The organism is Paraburkholderia sp. 22099 (assembly GCF_052045835.1).
GTDB classification, from domain to species: Bacteria; Pseudomonadota; Gammaproteobacteria; order Burkholderiales; family Burkholderiaceae; genus Paraburkholderia; species Paraburkholderia terricola.
Genome location: NZ_JBQEPU010000008.1, coordinates 171,633 through 188,926 on the forward strand (window position 1 = coordinate 171,633; position 17,294 = coordinate 188,926).

15 protein-coding genes are annotated in these 17,294 nt (G+C 63.0%); 11 read left to right on the top strand and 4 right to left on the bottom strand.

From position 1 onward, the window contains the following. Nucleotides 1-3: 3 nt before the first annotated feature. Nucleotides 4-627, bottom strand: a complete 624-nt coding sequence (locus ACTJLC_RS10565) for a LysE family translocator (RefSeq protein ID WP_310129625.1) — start codon at nucleotides 625-627, stop codon at nucleotides 4-6. Nucleotides 628-740: 113 nt separating this feature from the next. Then, nucleotides 741-2,792: an elongation factor G gene (gene fusA / locus ACTJLC_RS10570; RefSeq protein WP_310129622.1), complete on the bottom strand. Its 2,052-nt coding sequence runs from the start codon at nucleotides 2,790-2,792 to the stop codon at nucleotides 741-743. 185 nt (nucleotides 2,793-2,977) lie between these two features. On the opposite strand from fusA, the gene ACTJLC_RS10575 reads away from it, so the two are divergent. Further along, on the top strand, nucleotides 2,978-3,463 hold the full coding sequence (locus ACTJLC_RS10575; protein WP_073430441.1) for an aminoacyl-tRNA deacylase: 486 nt from the start codon (nucleotides 2,978-2,980) through the stop codon (nucleotides 3,461-3,463). Nucleotides 3,464-3,519: 56 nt separating this feature from the next. Here ACTJLC_RS10575 and ACTJLC_RS10580 read toward each other — a convergent pair whose 3' ends face one another. Continuing rightward, entirely contained in the window at nucleotides 3,520-3,894 is a 375-nt protein-coding gene (locus tag ACTJLC_RS10580; protein WP_310129619.1) for a DUF2784 domain-containing protein, read from the bottom strand. A gap of 359 nt (nucleotides 3,895-4,253) precedes the next feature. Here ACTJLC_RS10580 and ACTJLC_RS10585 point away from each other — a divergent pair, with 359 nt between their 5' ends. The 6 genes from ACTJLC_RS10585 to ACTJLC_RS10610 all read left to right on the top strand — a co-directional run bounded on the left by ACTJLC_RS10585 (nucleotide 4,254) and on the right by ACTJLC_RS10610 (nucleotide 11,491). Beyond that, complete coding sequence (locus ACTJLC_RS10585) at nucleotides 4,254-5,015, top strand: enoyl-CoA hydratase/isomerase family protein (protein WP_083082733.1); 762 nt, start codon at nucleotides 4,254-4,256, stop codon at nucleotides 5,013-5,015. A gap of 45 nt (nucleotides 5,016-5,060) precedes the next feature. Then, a complete protein-coding gene (locus tag ACTJLC_RS10590; RefSeq protein WP_310129617.1) occupies nucleotides 5,061-6,122 on the top strand; it encodes an ABC transporter substrate-binding protein in 1,062 nt (353 codons plus the stop codon). 10 nt (nucleotides 6,123-6,132) lie between these two features. Beyond that, nucleotides 6,133-7,203 (top strand): ABC transporter ATP-binding protein, encoded by a 1,071-nt coding sequence (locus ACTJLC_RS10595; RefSeq protein WP_073430437.1) that lies wholly within the window; start codon nucleotides 6,133-6,135, stop codon nucleotides 7,201-7,203. Nucleotides 7,204-7,222: 19 nt separating this feature from the next. Beyond that, nucleotides 7,223-9,004: an ABC transporter permease subunit gene (locus ACTJLC_RS10600; protein WP_154872184.1), complete on the top strand. Its 1,782-nt coding sequence runs from the start codon at nucleotides 7,223-7,225 to the stop codon at nucleotides 9,002-9,004. Between the two features lie 25 nt (nucleotides 9,005-9,029). Continuing rightward, on the top strand, nucleotides 9,030-10,571 hold the full coding sequence (locus ACTJLC_RS10605; RefSeq protein WP_310129614.1) for an AMP-binding protein: 1,542 nt from the start codon (nucleotides 9,030-9,032) through the stop codon (nucleotides 10,569-10,571). A gap of 131 nt (nucleotides 10,572-10,702) precedes the next feature. Continuing rightward, entirely contained in the window at nucleotides 10,703-11,491 is a 789-nt protein-coding gene (locus ACTJLC_RS10610) for an IclR family transcriptional regulator (protein WP_227470627.1), read from the top strand. Between the two features lie 26 nt (nucleotides 11,492-11,517). Here ACTJLC_RS10610 and ACTJLC_RS10615 read toward each other — a convergent pair whose 3' ends face one another. Further along, complete coding sequence (locus ACTJLC_RS10615) at nucleotides 11,518-12,642, bottom strand: ABC transporter ATP-binding protein (protein ID WP_073430433.1); 1,125 nt, start codon at nucleotides 12,640-12,642, stop codon at nucleotides 11,518-11,520. Between the two features lie 258 nt (nucleotides 12,643-12,900). Between ACTJLC_RS10615 and ACTJLC_RS10620 the strand changes: the two genes are divergently transcribed. From ACTJLC_RS10620 to ACTJLC_RS10635, 4 genes are all read left to right on the top strand, one after another. Then, entirely contained in the window at nucleotides 12,901-14,253 is a 1,353-nt protein-coding gene (locus ACTJLC_RS10620) for an ABC transporter substrate-binding protein (RefSeq protein WP_310129610.1), read from the top strand. A gap of 70 nt (nucleotides 14,254-14,323) precedes the next feature. After that, nucleotides 14,324-15,262, top strand: a complete 939-nt coding sequence (locus ACTJLC_RS10625; RefSeq protein WP_073430431.1) for a carbohydrate ABC transporter permease — start codon at nucleotides 14,324-14,326, stop codon at nucleotides 15,260-15,262. Next, nucleotides 15,259-16,143 (top strand): carbohydrate ABC transporter permease, encoded by an 885-nt coding sequence (locus ACTJLC_RS10630; RefSeq protein ID WP_084561447.1) that lies wholly within the window; start codon nucleotides 15,259-15,261, stop codon nucleotides 16,141-16,143. The genes ACTJLC_RS10625 and ACTJLC_RS10630 overlap by 4 nt, the downstream gene beginning before the upstream one ends. 70 nt (nucleotides 16,144-16,213) lie before the next feature. Continuing rightward, nucleotides 16,214-17,194, top strand: a complete 981-nt coding sequence (locus ACTJLC_RS10635) for a sugar-binding transcriptional regulator (protein WP_310129607.1) — start codon at nucleotides 16,214-16,216, stop codon at nucleotides 17,192-17,194. The last annotated feature ends 100 nt before the right edge of the window (nucleotides 17,195-17,294 follow it).

The window sequence follows — 17,294 nt, forward strand, 5'->3', positions numbered from 1 at the left end:
CGCTCACGCGTCCAGGCCGACGAGCTTCAGCGCGATCGGATACAGCGAGAACACCAGCAGCAGCGCCATCGCCACATTGAAGACGCGCAGGCGCTTCGGGTCCGACAGCACGCGCCGCATCGCGGTGCCGAAGCCCGCCCACAGGCAGATGCACGGAAAGCCGATCACGTAGAAGATCGCCGCCATGGCGACGGCGTTCATGCTGGTGCTCGCGCTGAGGTGGATCGTCGTGGCGGCGGTCAGCACCATCATCCATGCCTTCGGGTTGACCCACTGGAAGGCGATGGCTTCATGGAATTTCATCGGCCGGCGTTCGCCGTTCTTCACCTTCAATTCGCCCGACGTGCCGATTTTCCACGCCAGGTACAGCAGATAGACGACGCTCGCGACCTCCAGCACCGTGTACAGCACCGGGAAATGAACGAAGGCTTCGCCGAGGCCGATTCCGACCGACAGCATCAACAGCACGACGCCCACGCTAATGCCGGACACATGCGGCAGCGTGCGGCGAAAACCGAAGTTGACGCCCGAGGCCAGCAACATGGTGTTGTTCGGGCCGGGCGTGATGCTGGTGACGAGCGCGAACAGAATGCCGGCGGGCAGCGCGCTGAAGCTAAGGTACGACATGGGCGTCTCCGAATCGGTCGATGAGGCTTTCGAGCATTCTAGCGAGACAGCCCGGTACAGTACCTATACGGTTTGTGAGATGGTGTCCGGTACGATGAAGCGGGGCACGCGGCTCATGGCGCCGTGCCGTCGCCCTGTTTTTTATGCTGCGACGCCATCCGCTCCTGCTGCGCGGGCGGCACCGGGTCATAGTGACTGAACTGGATGCTATAGCTGCCGTGCCCGCCGGCGATGGCGTTCAGGCGCGACTGATAGTCGTTGAGTTCGGACAAGGGCACCTGCCCCGATACCACCACCGCGTTGCCGGCGGCCGCGCGCGTGCCATGCACCTGCCCGCGCTTGGCGGACAGGTCGCCGATGATGTCGCCCATCGCGGCTTCCGGCGTCGTCACCTCGATGCCCACGATCGGCTCCAGCAGAATGGGCTGAGCCTTCAGCACCGCATCGACGAAGGCCTTGCGCCCGGCGGCGACGAAGGCCACCTCCTTGGAGTCGACGGAATGGCTCTTGCCGTCGAACACGGTGACGCGCACGTCCTGCATCGGAAAGCCGGCAAGCGGTCCGCTCTCGATAACCTGCTGGATGCCTTTTTCCACGGCGGGCATGAATTGCCCGGGAATGGCGCCGCCCTTGACGGCGTCGACGAACTCGAACCCCGCGCCGCGCGGCAACGGCTCGACGCGCAGCATCACTTCGCCGAATTGCCCGGCGCCGCCGGTTTGCTTCTTGTGGCGATGATGCCCCTCGGCCCCGCCGCCGATGGTTTCCCGATAGGCGATCTTCGGCGGCCGCGTGACGACGTCAAGCTTGTATTGGTCGGATAGCCGCTCCAGCATGAGGCGCAGGTGCAGTTCGCCCAGACCTCGCACCACCGTTTCGTTGGTGCCGACCGGGTGCTCGATGCGCAGGCATGGGTCTTCCGCGCTGAGCTTTTGCAGAACCTCCCAGAGGCGCTGCTCGTTGCCGCGCCGCGCGGGCTCGATCGCCAAACCGTAGATGGACGTGGGGAAGTCGAGCGGGGTCAGGTGGATGTCGCCGTCCTCGGGGGCGTCGTGCAGCACGGCGTCGAAGCCGATCTCGTCGACCTTGGCCGTCGCGCAGATATCGCCGGGGCCGGCCTGCGTGACCTCCACGTGTTCCTTGCCTTGCAGCAGCATCAGATGGGCGACCTTGAACGGCTGGCGTCCATCGCCGATATAAAGTTGGCTGTCGCGCCTGACCGTGCCCTGATGGATGCGAAACACGGCCATCTTGCCGATGTAGGGGTCCATCACGATCTTGAAGGCGTGCGCCAGGACGTGCTTGTCGGCGACCGGTTCCGCGCGCACGACTTGCCGGCGTTCACCGGCGTCGCGGTAGAAGAGCGGCGGGTTGCCTTCCAGCGGATTGGGCAGCAGCCGGACGAACAGGTCGAGCAATTCCGCGACGCCCGCGCCGTTGGCCGCCGACGTGAAGCAGATCGGCACCAGATGTCCTTCGCGCAGCGCCCGCTCGAAGGGCTCGTGCAACTGTTCGGGGCTGATCGCCTCGCCTTGTTCGAGGTAAAGCTCCATCAGGGCGGGGTCGATCTCGATCACCTGATCGATCAGCGCATTGTGCGCAGCCGCAACCGACAGAAAATCTGCGTCGCCGGCCGGGTTGAAAAAGCAGTCCACCACCTGGCGACCGTTCTGCGCCGGCAGGTTGATGGGCAGGCAACCCGTGCCGAACGTCTGCTGGATTTGCGCGAGGAGCGCCGGAAGATCGACCTTTTCTCCGTCGATGCCGTTCACGATGAGCATCCGGCACAGCTTGCGTTCCTGCGCCCACGCCATCATGCGCAGGGTGGTCATTTCAATGCCGGTCTGCGCATTGATGACGACGGCGGCCGTTTCCACGGCGGGCAGCGCGCTGATCGACAGACCGCAGAAATCCGGATAGCCGGGGGTGTCCAGCAGATAGACGCGCGTGTCGCGGTAGTCGAGGTGGACGACGGCGGAGTTCAGCGAGTGCTGATATTTGCGTTCGAGCGGGTCGAAATCGCAGACCGTGGTGCCGCGCTCCACGCTGCCGGGCGCATGGATCGCGCCGCCCTGGTGGAGCAGGGCTTCGACAAGCGAGGTCTTGCCGCATCCGGCATGCCCGACCAGGGCGATCGTGCGAATGGCGTCGGGGCTGTAATGCATGGCCGCCCTCGTCCGGTAGTGGATGTCGGGCCATTATTGGCGAAAACCGGCCCGCATGCCATACGGGATAATCGCGCACGATCGTTTCCGTCCGCATGTTTTTCACATGCGCGCGAAAGCGACCTATCCTTTAGAAGTCTCGCGCAATCATCTTCCGTTCCCTTCGTTTTCAAAGGAGGTGCGTCATGTCCATGTCCGCGACTCTCCAGGACTGTCTGCGCAACAAGGGTTCCCGGTACGAAATCGTGCACCATCCGTACAGCCATTCCAGCGTTGAAACCGCGGCGGCGGCGCATATTCCCGGCGACCGTCTCGTCAAGACCGTGCTGCTCGAAGACGAGCACGGCTATGTGGCGGCGGTGCTGCCATCGACCTACGCCGTGCGGCTCTCCGAACTGTGGGCGCAGACCGGACGCCGTCTCGTGTTGGCGAAAGAGGTCGATCTGCGGGAGCTATTCAAGGATTGCGACGCGGGTGCGCTCCCGCCGGTATGCGCGGCCTATGGCATGCCGACCTTTCTCGACGAGAGCCTCGCGCGGCAGCCGGACGTCTATTTCGAAGCCGGCGATCATGAAGAGCTGATTCACATGGACACGGATCAGTTTCTGGATTTGATGGATCAGGCCGAACGGGCGCGTTTCGCGCGTCGCATGCAAGGCATGCCGATGTGAACTGTGGGTGCGGGATGCCGAGAGACTTACACAGTGCGGGCTTTGCGCTACGTGCGCTACCTGCGTTGGCGGGGTGGAACTGCGCGCCAGCTCAGCAGCACTGCCAGCGCGAACACCACGTATAAGAGCGTCAACATCCAGACCGGCACGTCGTAGTAGAGCAGGCGGCTCACCCAGCGCTGGATGAAGCCTTGCGTGCCGACCGAGCCGCCGCGCAGCCAGTCTTCCAGCGCGGTCAACGGACAGACCACACCGACTAGCGACAAGATCGCCACCAGGCCGATCGCGAACAGATGCGCGAGCCGGAACAGCCGGTGGCGCACCCATTGCCAATCGAGGAGCGAGCCGACCCAGATCGCCGCGAGTCCGCCCACGATAAAAAGCGCAATTAGCGCATGCATCACGAGTACCGCATCGGCGAGCCAGATCATGATGTCCTCGCATCATCCACGGTCAACTGTAGACTGAAATTCGCACTGTATCGACGTTGCCGCATCGACCCGGCCGAGTTCGATGCACGGTGGCATCCCCCTTCCCACAAGCGCCTGCGCCGCACCTTCCGGCGACCCGGCGACGAGTCCATTGCGTCCCGCGCTATCGCTCCTGCCCCGTCTCGACCGGCGCGAAGTACCTGTGCCGGACATTGAGCCCTCTCCCACGAGCTTGCCTCTGGTTGCGAACTCACGCCTGAGTTGCCGCTGCGCGTAAACCCCCAGCCCATTCACCTTGCATGTGTATTTTGGCAAACGTATATTTCTATACACCATCAACTATCTCTATGAGATAACAAATGAACGAAGACATTCTTGTTTCGAGCCACGGGCGCGTCGCCGTCATCACGTTGAACCGTCCCGCCAGCCTCAATGCCTGGACTACCGCGATGCGCGAAATGATCATCGACGCGTTGCAGCGTTTCGACGCGGACAGCGATGTGGCCGCGATCGTCATGACCGGCGCCGGCGACCGCGCGTTTTCGGCGGGACAGGATCTGTCGGAGGCGCACGACTTCGACGGCGAGCGCGCGGTGGCGTGGGTCAAGGAGTGGGAGCGCTACTACGCGGTGCTGCGCGGCTTGAAGAAGCCGCTCGTCATGGCGTTGAACGGTACGGCCGCCGGCTCGGCCTTTCAGGTTGCGTTGCTCGGCGATATTCGCGTCGGCCATCCGGGCGTGCGCATGGGTCAGCCCGAGATCAACGCGGGCATTGCGAGCACTACCGGGCCGTGGATCATGAGCGAAATGCTCGGCATGTCGCGCACGATCGAATTGACGCTGACGGGCCGCCTGATGGATGCCGACGAATGTCACCGCATCGGGCTGATTCATCACATCGTGCCGGCAGACCAGGTGTTCGCGAAGGCGCTTGAAATCGCCACTGAGCTCGCCGCGAAGCCGCCCGTCGCAATGCGTCTGGACAAGCAGCGTTTTCGCGAGATGACCGAGCCGGGCTTTCGCGACGCCATCGCAGCCGGCGCACGCATCCAGCGTGAAGCCTACGACTCCGGCGAGCCGGCGCGAATGATGGAAGCGTTCTTTCGCGAACGCGCGAAGTAGCCACGCAGCGTCCGTTCCTTTTCATCCTGTGCGGGAGACCCGAGCATGACGCAAGACCTCAACCTGAACCGGCGCCGCTTTCTGCAGGGCGTCGGCGGCGCAGCACTCGCGGGCGCCATGCCGGTACTGGCCGGCGCGCAGTCCAAACAGATCGTCGTATCGGATCCCGGCGGTCCCTACACCACCGCCTATCGCGACGCGTTTTACGCTCCGTTCGAAAAAGCCACCGGCATCAAGGTGGTGAGTGTCGCGCGCGAATCGCAACCCGTCGCGCAACTCGCGGCGATGGTGCAGACGAAGAACTTTGTCTGGGACGTCACCACGCTCACGCTTTCCGCCGATATCCCGTACCTCGAATCAAAAGGCTTTCTCGAACCGATCGGTCTGAAGGCGAGCGATTTTCCCGATCTGATGGCCGATGCCGTGACGCCGAACTGGCTTGGCGTCGATGTCTACGCCACTGTGCTCGCGTACCGCCAGGACAAGTTCGGGCAGAACGGTCCCAAGTCGTGGGCGGACTTCTGGGACGTCAAGCGCTTTCCGGGCCGCCGCTGTCTGCGCCGCAGTCCGCTGGACACGCTCGAACAGGCGCTGCTCGCCGACGGCGTGCCGCTCGACAAGCTGTATCCGCTCGACGTCGATCGCGCGTTCCGCAGTCTCGACCGGATCAAGCCGCACGTGAACATCTGGTGGACGTCCGGCGCGCAAGCCATGCAGGCGATCCAGAGCGGCGACGTCGACATGATCTCGACGTGGAACGGCCGTGCTCAGGCCGCCCGCGACGGCGGTGCGCCGGTCACGATCGTGTGGAATCAAGGCCTCTATTCAATCGAGGGATGGGGCATTCCGAAAGGCACGCCGCGCGCCGAATTCGCGAGGCAGTTCGTGCGCTTTTGCGCCGATGCGAAACGCCAGGCGACGCTGACGGCCACGCTTGCCTACGGTCCGACCAATCGCAAATCGTTCGAATCGATCCCGGCCGCTCGCGCGGCGATCCTGCCCACCGCCCCGGACAATCTGCGCGAAATGCGCCTGCCGAGTCCGCAATGGTGGGCGGACAACCGTCAGAAGGTGACCGAGCGCTTCAATACCTGGATCATTTCCTGAAGAGGTCGCGATGAGTGCCAAACTCGAAACCATCGGCATCGCTAAAAGCTACGGTGAAACGGTTGCGTTGCAGCCCACCGATCTGACCGTGCAGGCCGGCGAATTTCTCACGCTGCTCGGCCCGTCCGGCTCGGGCAAGACCACGCTGCTGCAGATGATTTCCGGACTGGTCGCGCCGAGCGCGGGGCGCATCGAAATCGCCGGCCGCGACGTCACGCATGTGGAACCCGGCAAGCGCGGCATCGGCATGGTGTTCCAAAGCTATGCGCTGTTCCCGCACATGAGCGTGTGGGACAACGTGGCGTACGGTTTGCGCATGCGCCGCCAGTCGCGCGAGGAAGTCAAACGCGCGGTGGACGATGCGCTGACGATGGTGCGCATGAACGACTACGCGAAGCGTTATCCGCGGGAACTGTCGGGCGGCCAGCAGCAGCGCATCGCGCTGGCGCGCTGCTTCGCTTACCGGCCTTCGGTGATTCTGCTCGACGAACCGCTCGGTGCGCTCGACAAGAAATTGCGCGAGCACATGCAGTCGGAGATTCGCCGCTTGCATAAGGAGCTCGGCGCGACCTTCGTGTACGTGACGCACGATCAGGACGAAGCGCTGACCCTGTCGGATCGCATCTGCCTGATGAATCAGGCGCGCATCGAACAGGTGGGCACGCCGGTCGATCTGTATGACCGGCCGGCCACGCGCTTCGCGGCGGGTTTCATCGGTCATTCGAATCTGCTCGAAGGCGCTGTCGATCACGAGCGCGGCCCGGCGGGCGAACCGATTCTGCTGACCGCGGGTGGCCGCGTCCCGCTGCCGCAACGTGGCGCCGCCATGCCCGGCTCGCCAGGCGCGAGGCACTGCCTGCTGTTGCGCCCTGAAGCGCCGCGTCTCGTCGAGCCGAAGAGCGGCTTCCTCGACGGCACGATCTCCGACATCGTGTTCTTCGGCAGCGATACGCGTGTTCAACTCACCCTGTCCGACGGCAGTCACCTGAGCGTGCGGTGCGAGCGCGGCCTGTCGCCGTGCATCGGCGATACGGTCGGGCTGGTGTGGGATCCGCATCGCACCACGCTGCTGTCCGCATGACGAGCGCCAAGGAACGACCATGACCATTGCCCTCCAGGCTCAGCCTCCGCGCGACGCCGCGCGTGCGCGCCGTTTCCGCTGGGTTGCGCACTCGATGCGTCTGCTGCCGATCGTCCCGGCGCTGCTGTTCCTGCTGCTGTTTTTCATCGTGCCGGTCGGCGAGATTCTGCAGGGCGGTCTCTTCAGCGCGGACGGCACGTTCGGGCTCGCGCAATTCGAGCGGATCGCGCGCACGCCGGTCTACGCCAAAGTGCTGTGGATTACGTTTTCCATCTCGTTCCTGACCGCCGCGATTTCCGTGTTGCTCGGCTATCCCGTGGCGTATTTGCTGAGCCGTCTGTCGGCGCGCTCGCGCGAGCGGTGGCTGCTGTGGATCATGCTGCCGTTCTGGACCAGCTACCTCGTGAAAACCTATGCGTGGATGCTGCTGCTGTCGAAGACCGGTGTGCTTTCGACGGTCGCGCTCGCCCTCGGTCTCGTTAGCCGGACCAACGGCACGATTCCGTCGCTGACGGGTGTGCTGATCGGCATGGTGCACGCAATGCTGCCGCTCGCCGTCATGACGATGTTGCCGGTCATGCGCGGCATCGACGATCGTCTCGCGCAGGCCGCCGAGACGCTGGGTGCGGAGCGCGGCACGAGTTTCTTCACGGTGTTTCTGCCGCTCTCCTCGCCCGGCGTCGCGGCGGCCGGCCTGCTCGTGTTCATTTCGAGCCTCGGTTTCTTCATCGTGCCCGCGCTGCTCGGTTCGCCGAAGGAAACGATGATCGCGCAACTGGTGATCTCGTCGGTGCTCGAATTGTTCGATATGCGCTTCGCCGGTGCGTTGTCCACGGTCTTGCTGGTGTGCTCGATCGTGATCTTTCTCGTCTACGACCGGCTAGTGGGCCTCTCGTCGTTGACGGGGGAAGTGCGGGACAAGCGCCGCGGCTCGCGCGCGCACGGCGTGAAGCTGGCCTTGCTGATAGCGGCGGGCCGCTTGACGGCGCCGCTCGTCAAACGCCGCATGACGGGCGCGGCGCCTGCCGAGCGAGGCTTCGGGCCGCTGCGTCTCTACACGTTCGCGGTCCTTGCGGTGCTGGTGGCGCCGGTGTTGTCGGTCATTCCGTATGCCTTCACGCGCAGCGACTTCATTGCATTTCCGCCCAAGCTGTTCAGCTTCAAATGGTTCGGCACGTTTTTGCAATCGCCGGTATGGCAGAGCGCATTGATTCGCTCCTTTGAAGTCGGGCTTGGCACCGCGGTGCTGTCGCTGGCACTCGGTCTCGGCGCGACGCTTGCGCTGACCCGCATGTCGCAGCGCGCGAGCAAGCCGCTCTTTGCGTTGCTCGTCGCGCCGCTGATCGTGCCGCGCATCGTGATCGCGGTCGGCCTGCTGTATCTGTTCGCGCGCTTTGGGCTGACCGGCACCAACGCCGGCCTCGTGATCGGCCACACCGTGCTGGCGATTCCCTATGTGGTGGTCACGCTCGCGGCCGGCTTTCGCCAGTTCGACTGGCGCCTCGACGACGCGGCGCGGGTGATGGGCGCGTCGCCCGTCCGACGCATTGCGACGATCGTGCTGCCGTTGTTGATGGCGAGCGTCACCGCGGCTTTCCTGTTCGCCTTCATCGTTTCGTTCGACGATCTGACGATCGCGATCTTCGTGAGCGGCGGCATCAACACCACGCTGCCCAAGCAGATGTGGGACGACATCCAGCTTGCCGTTACGCCGACGCTCGCCGCGGTCTCGACGACGCTCGTCGTTCTGATCGCACTGGTCGTTTTCATTTCCTCACGGCTTCGGCGCACGACGCGCTAACGTACCGTTTCCACGCTATCGACCCATGCACAGCTATTCCCAGTATTTCGCCCAACGTCACCCGCAAGACGCGCTGGACTGCGCGCCGCTGATCGTCGCCGGACTGCGCGATGGTGCGTCGAACGCCGTACTGCATTTCGACGGGCACGCGGTCCCGCGTGCCGAATCCGCGCAACGCATCGCGCAATTGCAACGCTGGTTCGCGCAGCAGAAGCTGACGGCGGGCGACCGCGTCGCGGTAATGCTCGGCAACAGCGCCGAGCATATCCATCTCATCCATGCGCTGATCGTCAGTGGTCTCGTGTGGGTGCCGGTGAATACGAAGCTGCGCCGTGCCGGGCTCGAATATCTGCTCGAGCATGCGGAGCCGAAGCTCTTCGTCTCCGAGCCGATGTTCGACGAAGCGATCGACGGTGTGGCGTGCGGGCCGACCCGCCTCGTTCGAATGCCGGCGTTCGACGCGGGCGATAGCGGCGCCGCGCTGTCCGTGCCGCGCATCGATCCGTTCGATCCGCTGTGCGTGATCTATACGTCGGGCACGACGGGCGCGCCCAAGGGCGTGGTGTTCACGCACCGGATGATGCGAATCGCGAGCGAGGCGGCGTTGCAGGTGGCGGACGTGCGCGCCGGCGACAGGCTGTTTCTTTGGGAGCCGCTTTGCCACATCGGCGGCGCGCAGATGCTGTTGCTGCCCTTTCTCGAAGCGGTCGAGTTGCACGTCGTGCCGCGCTTTTCGGCCACGCAGTTCTGGGCGCAGATTGCCCGCTCAAGGGCGACGCAACTGCATTACCTGGGCGGCGTGCTCGATATCCTGATGCAGCTTCCCGCCGACGCGCAACCGCACGCGCACACGCTTCGCGTCGCGTGGGGCGCGGGTGTGAGCGCGTCCGCGTGGGCGGCCATCGAGTCGCGTTTGCGGGTTCGACTGCGCGAGTGCTATGGCATGACCGAGTGTTCGAGCTTCGCGACACTGAATGCGAGCGGCAAGCCCGGTTCGATCGGCAAGGCGTTGCCGTGGATCGACGTCGAATTGCTCGACGAGAACGGCGAGCCGGTCGCGGACGGGGAGGCGGGCGAAATCGTCCTGTCGAGCCGCGTGGAAGGCACGTTCTTGCCGGCCTATCTGAACAATGACGACGCGACGCGGGCGGCGCTTCGCAATGGCAAACTGCACACCGGCGATAGCGCGCGCCGGGACGCCGATGGCGACCTGTACTTCGTCGGCAGGCGCACCGACAGCATGCGTGTGCGCGGCGAGAACGTCTCGGCGTGGGAGATCGAGCGCGTGTTCGCGCAGCATCCGGCGATCAGGGCGAGCGCCGCGATCGGGGTGGCCTCGGCGATCGGCGAGCAGGACATTCTGCTGAACGTGCAGTTCAAGGACGCCGCGCTCGACTGGGAATCGGTGCATGCGTGGGCGGCGGAGCGTCTCGCGAGCTTCCAGTTGCCGCGTTACTATCGCGCGGTGACACACTTCGAACTGACGCCCAGCGAGCGCATTAAAAAGCACCTGCTGGCACGCGATGTCAGCGATGCATGGGACCGATTGAACAGCGTGGCGGCGTGAGATGCTCTATCGCATATAGATAGTCAATATCTGTATGCGATAATTCAGGCTTGTTAGCACAACGGGTTTCCATCGTGACCACTGCGCCGCCCAAAACTCCGCGTAAGAAAAAGAGCGACCCCACTGCGCTTGTGGAAGCCGCGGCCGATCCAACGGCGTCTTCGTTGTACGTCCAATCGGTTGAGAAAGCGATGACCGTGCTCACCGCTTTTGACGGCAGCAAGCGGCAGTTGTCGCTCTCGGAGATCGCCGCGCTCACCGGCTTCGACATGAGTTCGACGCAGCGCTTCACGTTCACGCTTGCGGCACTCGGCTATCTGTTCAAAGATCCCGAAAGCCGCAAATATGAACTGTCGCCCAAGCTGCTCGATTTCACTTACCACTATCTGACCTCGAACGACCTGGTGAGCCGCGCCACGCCGTATTTGCAGCAACTCGGTTCGGAGACCGAGGAGGCCACGAATCTCACGGTTCTGGACGGCACGGACATTATCTTCGTGCTGCGCGTGGTGAGCCGCAACGTCTTCAATGCGCACGTGATCACGGGCTCGCGCCTGCCGGCCTATTGCACGGCGCCGGGGCTGGCGATTCTCGCGACTTTCGACGACGGTGAGATCGACGACATTCTTCAGCGCACGAATCTTGTCGCGTACACGTCGGCCACGGTCTATCAGCCTCGCAAGATCAAGGAGCGCATTGCGCAGATTCGCAAGCAGGGCTACGCGCACACGGAAGACGAGTACTTCGTCAGCGATATTTCCACGGCCGCGGCTGTGACGAATTCGCGCGGGCGCGGCATTGGCGCGGTCAATATCGCTGTTGCGCGGCCGCGCTGGCAAGCGGATCGCGACGAGCGTCGCTTTGCCGATCTGGTCATATCGACGGCGTCGGCGATTTCATCGCGGCGGCGGGCCGACTGAGCAGCGTAGGGCGATGGGCTCGCGGGTCAAGCCGTTGCGGCGGTCCGCGCCACTGTCTGAAAGCGCTTCAACGCCTCGCCGTTTTCGCGGAACAGGTGCACGTGACGAAGCCCGAAACCGGCCTCGATGGATTGGCCGTCGGTGGTGGTGGATTCGCCCGAGCCCTTTACCTGAATCAGTACGTCGCCTTCCAGATTGACGTGCAACAAGGTCTCGCCGCCGAGATGCTCGACGACGATGACCTTGCCGGACAGCTTGCCCTCCATGCCGCTCGCGGCGCTCTCCGTCAGATGCTCGGGACGAATGCCGAAGGTCAGGACGTCGCCCGCTTTTACGTCCTCCGCGATAAACGGCAGCGTGACCGGCGTGTCGCCGGGCAGCCCGACCGTCACGCCCGCTGCATCCGCGCGTAGTACCTTCACCGGCAGGAAATTCATCTTCGGCGAGCCGATAAACCCCGCGACAAAGCGGTTCACGGGCGTTCTGTACAGGTCGAGCGGCGAGCCGACCTGTTCGACCTTGCCATGATTCAACACGACGATACGGTCAGCCATGGTCATGGCTTCGGTTTGATCGTGCGTGACGTAGATCATCGTTGCCTCGAGCTGCTTGTGCAGCTTGATCAACTCGAGCCGCATCTGCACGCGCAATGCGGCGTCCAGATTCGACAAAGGTTCGTCGAACAGAAACACCTTGGGTTCGCGCACAATCGAGCGCCCAATGGCGACGCGCTGACGTTGCCCGCCCGAAAGCGCACGAGGTTTGCGCTCCAGCAATTGCTCGATCTGCAGGATCTGTGCCGCGCGCTGCACGCGTTGCCTGATTTGCGCTTCGGGGAGCTTGATCATCCGCAGCCCGAACGCAATGTTCTCGTAGACCGACATATGCGGATAGAGCGCATACGATTGGAACACCATCGCCACGCCGCGTTGCGACGGCTCCAGTTCAGTCACGTCTTCTCCGCCGATCAGAACCTGCCCCGAGTCGCAGCGCTCCAGTCCGGCAATCGTGCGAAGCAACGTGGATTTACCGCAGCCGGAAGGGCCGACAAACACCATGAATTCACGATCTGCCACGGCGATGTCGACGCTCTTCAACACTTCCGTTCCGGCAAACGTCTTGCGGATCTGATGCAATTGAACTGCGCTCATGCGTGTCTCCTGCTGATGCGCGCGCCGTGAATCGGCGTGCGCAAGGTAACGGACTCGTGCGCGCCTGTGCCGTGCAACGCAGCATGAACCCCTTATCGAATTTGTTCTTGACAACCGGATCGCGTCCAAATATACAATTGTAAAACTGAAATTACAAGTGAAACGAAGTCGGTAAGAACCTGTGAGACATGCTTCGAACGGCTCAGCCGGCCTTGACCGCTTTGGGCCCTTTTAAAAAGAACTACCCAGGAGACAGGCATGAAAAAGCACAGCACGCAGGTTGCGGCGTTCGCGCTCGCGGGCGTTACCGCATCCTTGCTGTCGGTATCCAACGCGTCCGCCTGGACGCTGAAGGAGGCAGCCGAGCCCTATTCGGGCACCACCATCAAAGCCATATTTCTCGACCGGCCGGGTTACAAGGCCGCGTCGAAACTGATTCCGCAGTTTGAGAAGGAAACCGGCATCAAGGTTCGTACCGAAGTGGTCCCTTATGAGAGCACCCGCGAAAAAGAGGTGCTCAACTTCGTGGGCGGCGGCGATCAGGACGTGGTGCTGGTGGACGTGGTGTGGATCGGCGAGTTCGCGAGCAACAAGTGGCTGGTTCCCATCAAGACGTTCACCGACGACCCCAAACTGGCCGACCCCAAACTCAATCTGCCGGGCTTCTTTCCGATCCTGCTCGATTCGTTCGGCACATGGGACAAGATCACCTACGGTCTGCCGTTCGATAATTACTCGGGCCTGATGTTCTACAACAAATGCATGTTGAAGGACGCGGGTTTCAACGAGCCGCCGAAAACCTGGGACGAGCTACTCAACGTCTATGCGCCGAAGCTCACGAAGCCCGAGAAAAACCAGTTTGCGTTCGCACTGCAATCGCGCCGTGGCGAAACACAATCGGCCGATAGCTTCATGCGCGTGCTGTGGCCGAACGGCGGCTCATTGCTCGATGCGAAGTTCAAATCGAATCTCATGTCGCCGCAATCGCAGGCGGGACTCGATTATCGGCAGAAGCTGATGAAATACATGCCGCCGGGCATTGTCGATTTCGACCATGCGGAAGCGGTGAACGCGCTCGCGCAAGGACAGGTCGCCATGATCACCGAGTGGTCCGCGTTTTATCCGACGCTAACCGATCCGAGCAAGTCGAAGATCGGCAACTGTCTCGCGATCACGGCTGAGCCGAAGGGAGCCGCCGGACTCAAACCCGCGCTCGGCGGTTTCTCGCTCGCGGTGAATGCCAAGTCGAATGCAAAGAAACAGGCGGCGTCGTGGCTCTTCATTCAGTGGATCACCTCCGAGGAAATGGCGAAACCGTATCTCGATGCGGGCGGCGTCAGCGGCCGCACGGCGGTCTATAAAGACCCGGCGGTGCAGAGCAAGTATCCGTTCGTCAAACCGATGGTGGAGTCGTGGCAGGGCGGCGTGCCCGACTATCGGCCGCGCTTCCCGGAATGGCCGGCGGTGTCCGAGGTGATCGGCGAGTGGGGCAGCAAGATCATGCTCGGGCAGGTTTCGGTCAAGGACGGTGCGCAGACCATCGGCGCCAAGACGGAAGAAATCCTGAAGAAAGCGGGTTATTACGACGGCAAGAAGGCCTTGTTGAAGTAACACCGCGGCGAGCGAGGCCGCGTGTGCAATGCCTCGCTCGCTGACGCAAGCCAACTTGCGGAGACGATTCATGCTGAAGTCCACGGTTCCACCAGCGAGCGGCGCAGCGCGAGCGCCGCGGCGTGCGCGCTTTCGCTTCATGCCGCGCTCGCCTGCGTTCTGGTTTCTGTTCCCCGCGGTGGCGGCGCTGGCGATCATCGGCATCTATCCGCTGCTGCTCGCGCTTTACAACTCGTTTCATCGGTACAAGCTCGCGGATCTCGCCGGGGGCACGCCCTTCGTCGGACTCGACAACTACACGGCCACGTTGGCCGATCCATCGTTCTGGGGCGCGCTCGGCCGTACCGTGCTGTTTCTCTGCATGACCTTGCCGATCGAGATCGCGCTCGGTCTGTTCGCGGCGTTGATGCTGCACCGCACGGCGTTGCCGTGGTTGCGCGTGGCGGCCCGCGTGGGCCTCGTGATTCCGATGGCAACCACGTATGCGGTAGTCGGACTGATCGGCCGGCTGATCTTCAATCGCCAGTTCGGCGTGGTCAATTATTTGCTGAGCTTCTTCGGTATTCCGCCGCTCGACTGGCTCGCCGATCCCACGCTCGCGGTGATCTCCGTGATGATCATGGACATCTGGCAATGGACGCCGTTTTGCGCACTGATCCTGCTAGCGGGCCTTGCAATGGTCCCGAAGGAAGCGGAAGAAGCGGCGCGGCTCGAAACCCCGAAGTGGAGCAAGATTTTGTGGCACCTGCAGCGTCCCTATCTGTTGCCGGGGCTCACCGCGATCCTGATTCTGCGCTCCGCCGACATGCTCAAGATGTTCGACGCCGTGTTCACCATGACGCGCGGCGGGCCGGGCACGGCCACCGAATTCATCAGCATCTACATTCAGCGCGTTGCGTTCCGGCTGTTCGATCAGGGCATGGCGTCGGCCCAGGCAATCTTGCTGTTGATCCTCACGATCATGCTATCGCGGCTTTATATTCGCTTTGTTTATCGGGAGGCTGTGTGAGCACATCGACGGATACCAGCACCAGTGCGTTGCCGTTGTCGCTGCGCGCCCGCCGCGCGAGAAATGCGCGTCGCCGTGCGACGCTCTGGCATGCGATCGGCTTGCTGATCGTATTCCTCTCGTCGGTATTCCCGTTCTACTGGATGGTCACGACCAGCTTGAAGAGCCAGGCCGATGCGCTCGCGGTGCCGCCCGTCTGGTTCTTCACGCCGACAATCGCGCACTACACCGACGCGCTCTTTGAACACGACGTGGCGCAGAGCCTGTTGAACTCGCTGATCGTGGCGAGCAGCGCGACGTTTCTCTCCATCCTGCTCGGCACGCCGGCAGCCTACGCGCTCGCCCGCTTCGAGTTTCGCGGCAAGGAAGACCTGTGGTTCTGGTTTATCTCGAACCGGATGGTGAGCCCCGTGGTGCTCGCGGTGCCGTTTTTCCTGATCGCGACCAAGCTCGACCTCGTCGATACGCACATCGTTCTGATCCTGCTGTATCTGACGTTCTCGCTGCCCATCGTCGTATGGATCTGCACCGATCAGTTCCGCAACATACCGGTCGAACTCGATGAAGCCGCGCGGCTGGACGGTGCGTCGCCGTGGCGTGTGTTCTGGCGCATCAACCTGCCTCTCGCGATGCCGGGCATCGTGGTGTCCGCGATCTTCGCGTTCATCTTTTCGTGGAACGACCTGCTCTATGCACTGGTGCTGACACGCACCGACGCGATCACGTCACCGGTTGCCGCCACCAGTTACATGAGTGGCTACGAGTTGCCGTGGGGCGAAATCATGGCGACAGGTACGCTGATTGTGTTGCCGATGGTCGTTTTTGCGCTGGCGGTATCGGGCCGGCTGGTGCAGGGGCTCACGATGGGCGCGGTGAAATGAACGCTGACGCGGTCGACGGTGAATTACCATCGCGCTATTTACATCGAAAGCATCGAAAGCGAACCTATCCATGACGAGATCCGTGCCATCCGCTGTTGCGTCGCTGCCCGAATTCCCTGTCGATACCGAGGAGGAATTGCAGGCGCGCGTCGCATGGCATTACTACGTGGGCAACCTCACGCAACAGGAGATTGCACACCTGATCGGCAGCAATCGCGTGCGCGTGAACCGGCTGCTCGCCGCGAGCCGCGAATCGGGAATGGTGCAGATCACCATCAACAGCCGGCTCGCACCGTGCGTGGCGCTGGAAGAGTCGCTTGCCAAACGCTTCGGCCTGGAGGCCGCGGTGGTGGTGCCCAGCGGCGGCGATGCGGAAGGCAACATGGCCGCGGTCGGGATTGGCGCGGCGAATTACCTGGCGCGGCAGATCGAGGCGGGGCAAACCATCGGGCTCGGTTGGGGCCGCACGATCCGCGCCGTGTTGCGTGCGCTGCCGCATCGGGCTTATGGACCGTTATCCGCCGTGTCGTTGCAGGGTGGGCTGTCGCATTGTCCGAGCATCAATACGTTCGACATCGTGTCCGACTTCGCCGACTTATGTCAGGCCGATGGTTTCCTGTTCCCGGCGCCGATCTACGTGAGCAGCCAGGCGGTGCGTGACATGCTGCTGCGGGAAGATGCGGTTCGCGAGACCTATGAACGTGCCCGGAAATCGGATCTCGCGCTGCTGACATGCGGCGACCTGGCGGAGTCGCTGGTGGTGACATATGGCATCACCGATCCCGAGCAGGTTCGGGCACTGAAGAAAGCGGGCGCGGTGGGCGACATGCTCGGCCACTTCATGGACGCCGACGGCGAGGCCATCGACCATCCGCTGAACCGTCGCACGGTCGCCGTCACGCTCGACGATCTGCGCAAGATTCGCCGCGTGATTCTGGTGAGCGGCGGCGCGAAAAAGTTTGCCGTGACGCGGGCCGCGTTGCGCGGACGATATCCGTCGGTGCTGGTGACCGATGAAGACACGGCTCGCCGTCTCTGCGATGAACCTTGAAGCAATGATGAACCGGTCTTGGTGCATTCGGCGCATGGATCGAATGCAGGAGAGCACGGCCTTCGACGCGGTTCTATTTCCTTTATCCCTTAGTAGAGGG

What these genes read in the sequence shown, in the direction of transcription:
- ACTJLC_RS10575 (WP_073430441.1), top strand. Translation starts at nt 2,978, where the DNA reads ATGTCCATGTCCGCGACTCTCCAGGACTGTCTGCGCAACAAGGGTTCC.
- ACTJLC_RS10585 (WP_083082733.1), top strand. Translation starts at nt 4,254, where the DNA reads ATGAACGAAGACATTCTTGTTTCGAGCCACGGGCGCGTCGCCGTCATC.
- ACTJLC_RS10600 (WP_154872184.1), top strand. Translation starts at nt 7,223, where the DNA reads ATGACCATTGCCCTCCAGGCTCAGCCTCCGCGCGACGCCGCGCGTGCG.
- fusA (WP_310129622.1), bottom strand. Translation starts at nt 2,792, where the DNA reads ATGCATTACAGCCCCGACGCCATTCGCACGATCGCCCTGGTCGGGCAT.
- ACTJLC_RS10595 (WP_073430437.1), top strand. Translation starts at nt 6,133, where the DNA reads ATGAGTGCCAAACTCGAAACCATCGGCATCGCTAAAAGCTACGGTGAA.
- ACTJLC_RS10635 (WP_310129607.1), top strand. Translation starts at nt 16,214, where the DNA reads ATGACGAGATCCGTGCCATCCGCTGTTGCGTCGCTGCCCGAATTCCCT.
- ACTJLC_RS10620 (WP_310129610.1), top strand. Translation starts at nt 12,901, where the DNA reads ATGAAAAAGCACAGCACGCAGGTTGCGGCGTTCGCGCTCGCGGGCGTT.
- ACTJLC_RS10615 (WP_073430433.1), bottom strand. Translation starts at nt 12,642, where the DNA reads ATGAGCGCAGTTCAATTGCATCAGATCCGCAAGACGTTTGCCGGAACG.
- ACTJLC_RS10580 (WP_310129619.1), bottom strand. Translation starts at nt 3,894, where the DNA reads ATGATCTGGCTCGCCGATGCGGTACTCGTGATGCATGCGCTAATTGCG.
- ACTJLC_RS10590 (WP_310129617.1), top strand. Translation starts at nt 5,061, where the DNA reads ATGACGCAAGACCTCAACCTGAACCGGCGCCGCTTTCTGCAGGGCGTC.
- ACTJLC_RS10625 (WP_073430431.1), top strand. Translation starts at nt 14,324, where the DNA reads ATGCTGAAGTCCACGGTTCCACCAGCGAGCGGCGCAGCGCGAGCGCCG.
- ACTJLC_RS10605 (WP_310129614.1), top strand. Translation starts at nt 9,030, where the DNA reads ATGCACAGCTATTCCCAGTATTTCGCCCAACGTCACCCGCAAGACGCG.
- ACTJLC_RS10565 (WP_310129625.1), bottom strand. Translation starts at nt 627, where the DNA reads ATGTCGTACCTTAGCTTCAGCGCGCTGCCCGCCGGCATTCTGTTCGCG.